Here is a 1,634-nt window from a genome sequence, read left to right on the forward strand (position 1 = left end):
ATTGCTTTATCAGGTGGTATTAGCTATGCAAATTTGTCCATTACTCAAAGCAACAATGATACTTTAATTAAGATTGGCAATGTAAATTTTGCTTTGTTAACTGGAATTACAGCATCGACTTTAAACGCTAGTCATTTTATTAATTACTAATAGGATGTTTAAAAAGTATTGGGCGAATAGTAAGCGTAGGGGCGAACAGCCGTTCGCCCGTACAAGTATCAATATTTTGGTGAATTGGTATAATATCATGTCCGGATAATTAGTTATGATTCCCAAAGTCATTGCACCCCACCCCCAACCCCTCCCCGCGAGCGGGGAGGGGAGACAAAGCGTAGCTTTGGCTCTTTGGGGTTCTTGGGGTTTAATAAGTAATCAAGCGGACATGATATAACACAAAATCAAGGTTTTAAAACCCACGTAGGTGGGTTTCGTCTGTGTAGCCGCGATTTCCAATCGCCTGGTGAGTAATCTCAGGTTCGCCCAAATACTTAGGATAAGAATGACGCTTTTCAAACAAGCGCGAATACCAATTTTGAATTTGGCATGAAATCACATAATATTTAATGGGTCTACATCTATTGTCAAACTAACAGATTGAGGGCAAAGCGATCGCACTTGTTCCCAGTCTGGTAGTTGCGGTAATTCCTCAGGAGCAAATTTAATCAATATTTGCCAACGATAACGATTCGCTACTCGTAAAATAGCGGCTGGTGCTGGCCCCAATATCTCTAATTCCTCGTTGGCGCTTAAAGCTGTGGCAATGATTTGGGCTGTGTTCTGCACTTGCACAGCGTCGAGACTGCTTAAGCGCAATAAAATTAACCTTCCGTAGGGGGGATAATTCAAGGCTTGGCGCTGTTCTAATTCTGCCTGAGAAAAAGAGTGATAATCGTGCGATCGCACTGCTTCAATTACTGGATGTTCTGAGGTATAAGTTTGTATAATAACTCTCCCCGGATCGTCTCCTCTGCCAGCACGTCCAGCTACTTGAGTCAAGGTTTGAAATGCGCGTTCGCTGGCGCGATAGTCTGATAAATGCAGCAACCCATCCGCGGCCACAACTCCCACAAGTGTCACCTGCGGTAAATCTAAACCTTTAGTGAGCATTTGCGTACCCACTAATAAATCGGCTTCACCGTTGGCAAACTGCGTAAGTAATGTACGGTGTGCGCCTTTGTTGCGGGTGGTGTCGCTATCAAAGCGAATTAAACGCAATTGGGGAAACTGTCGCGTTAGTTCCTGAGTAATTCGCTGAGTCCCGCTACCAAAGAATTTCAGGTAAGGGGAACTGCAATCGGGGCAGAATTTAGGATGCGATCGCGTATAGTTACAGTAATGACACCGCAACAATTCTGGCGCTCCTTCTTCGGTGTGGTGATAGGCCAGGGACACGTCACAGTAGGGACACTCCAGCACATACCCACAGCTGCGACAAGAAACAAAAGTACTGTGTCCCCGGCGATGAATAAATAAAATTCCTTGCTGCTGTCTTTCTTTTAGCTGTTGCAAAGCTTCTTGCAAGGATCTACTAAATATAGAACGATTTCCCTGCTGCAATTCTTCCCGCATATCTACGATTTCTACTGGCGGTAGTGGGCGGGAGTTGATGCGTTGGGGGAGGGAGAGGTAGTAGG

At 45.0% G+C, this 1,634-nt stretch carries 1 protein-coding gene; it reads right to left on the reverse strand.

Translation table 11 applies throughout. The features are described from left to right. Window positions 1–549: 549 nt before the first annotated feature. A partial coding sequence (priA, locus tag GNE10_RS34350; RefSeq protein WP_185570485.1) for a primosomal protein N' occupies window positions 550–1,634 on the reverse strand: 1,085 nt, incomplete at its 5' end.

Source organism: Nostoc sp. 2RC (assembly GCF_014222165.1).
In the GTDB taxonomy this organism is placed as follows: Bacteria; Cyanobacteriota; Cyanobacteriia; order Cyanobacteriales; family Nostocaceae; genus Nostoc; species Nostoc linckia.